At 42.5% G+C, this 1,704-nt stretch carries 3 protein-coding genes; 2 read left to right on the top strand and 1 reads right to left on the bottom strand.

Going from position 1 to position 1,704, the window contains the following annotated elements; all coding sequences use genetic code 11:
- Positions 1 to 1,057, top strand: a 1,057-nt coding sequence (locus FT643_RS22990; RefSeq protein WP_198043837.1) for an RHS repeat domain-containing protein, incomplete at its 5' end; no start/stop codon positions are given.
- Positions 1,044 to 1,349, top strand: coding sequence for a hypothetical protein (locus FT643_RS22985; protein WP_156873733.1), 306 nt, complete (start codon positions 1,044 to 1,046; stop codon positions 1,347 to 1,349). The genes FT643_RS22990 and FT643_RS22985, both read left to right, overlap by 14 nt.
- Before the next feature lie 9 nt (positions 1,350 to 1,358).
- On the opposite strand, the gene FT643_RS23645 is transcribed toward FT643_RS22985, so the two are convergent.
- A partial coding sequence (locus FT643_RS23645; RefSeq protein WP_232340417.1) for a hypothetical protein occupies positions 1,359 to 1,704 on the bottom strand: 346 nt, incomplete at its 5' end.

Here is a 1,704-nt window from a genome sequence, read left to right as displayed (position 1 = left end):
ATTCGTGTGGAACGGGGATGTGCTGCTCAGTGAAAAGCGTGGGCACAAGGAAAAACTGTATCTGTATGAACCCAACAGCTTTAAGCCGTTGGCGTTTGTGGAGAATAATCAGTGTTACTTCTATCACCTGGATCATTTGGGCACACCCCAAGAGATGACCGACTGGGAAGGCCAGGTGGTATGGTCAGCCAGATACAAGGTTTACGGCAATGTCATAAGAAAAGACGTTGAGCAGGTAGAGAATAACCTGAGGTTCCAGGGCCAGTACTGGGATGAAGAGACGGGGCTGCATTATAATCGGTTCCGGTATTATGATCCGGGGACGGGTCAGTTTACTCAGCAGGACCCGATCGGGTTGTTGGGTGGGGTTAATAATTATCAGTATGCGGCGAATCCGGTGGGGTGGGTTGATCCATTGGGGTTGGTGTGTGAGGAAGGCAATGACTCTAAATCTACTAAACCAAAGATAATTCCCGTTAAATACAAGAATACTAAAGAAATGAATCCAATGTATAAGAGGGAGGAGGAACCAGAATTCTTTCATCCAGTTTGGGGTGCAGATACAGTTAAATACCTGGATGAACATGAGCTGCTTGAGCATGAGTTAGGTGTTCAAAATGGAAAACTAGTTCATGCTAATGGTCCGTTAGCAGGCTCACCCTTCGATACCGCAGAGTCATCAACATTTTTCTCAGGGGATGGGAAAGCTATATTTGTAATGACACCAGAAGGTCGGATTTTTGCTTCTACATTCCAGGAACCTGGCAAGTTTCATCATTCTAGTTTAGCGCAGGGTAAACCTGTAGCTGCTGCTGGAGAGCTCACGGTAATAGATGGCAATCTAATTGAAGTCTCTAACAAAAGTGGACATTATCAGCCGTCTCAAAAGATGAACGATCAATTGCTAGACGAATTGAAGGAACGCGAATTGCCGGAAGAAGGAACATTTGGCTTGGAAAACGTCATGAGAACGGGATATAAAGATCCTGCTGATCCACCGGAAGACTTTATTATAGAACCATCTTATTTACCTAAGGATTGGAATGATGATTGGTGAAGATAAAAATTTGGAAATGAAAACGGCACTGAACCTTGTTCTATATGAGCTATATCATCTTGACTCGATCAAGGAAGTTAAGTTTGATGAGCTGGGTGCGAATTACTATATGCGCATGCCTTTAGAAAAAAGAGTACGAATAAAAAAAGCGCTGGATTGGGCGTTGGAGAACACAGAGCATAAGTTTAATGAGAGTCTTTCTAATCTTAGTCATATTGATAATGAAGAGATCATTCGCTTTTTAACAATCATTAAAAATGGATTTGAAGAGTTCAATGTTATTGAGGCTTGAGTAGGCTTGTTATTTTTCCTTTGCAGTTTTATGAGCTTCACCCCATTGCAGAAAAAACATAATACTGAAAGCCAGTGTTAGTGCCAGAAGGACTAAGACATTAAAGAATGACAGCTCATTGGCGCTGAGCACGGTAAGAGTGCCAATGGCGATGCTAAGGATTAGTAAATATCCGGCAGTAAATGACAGCGTGATGATTGTACCCCAAGCAATGGTCTTTTTATGTCGGGGGGAAATGGGAGGGGTGTGGCTAATAGTTTCGAAGAAATGCGATTTAAACTGAGCGGAAACGGACTTTATAATCCTGTACAGATCTTCCTTAAAGCTTCCGTATTTATATATGAACGCGATGATC

This window comes from Ketobacter sp. MCCC 1A13808 (assembly GCF_009746715.1).
GTDB lineage: Bacteria > Pseudomonadota > Gammaproteobacteria > Pseudomonadales > Ketobacteraceae > Ketobacter.
The sequence above is the reverse complement of the archived record's forward strand: the minus strand, read 5'-3'. Positions and strand labels throughout refer to the sequence as shown.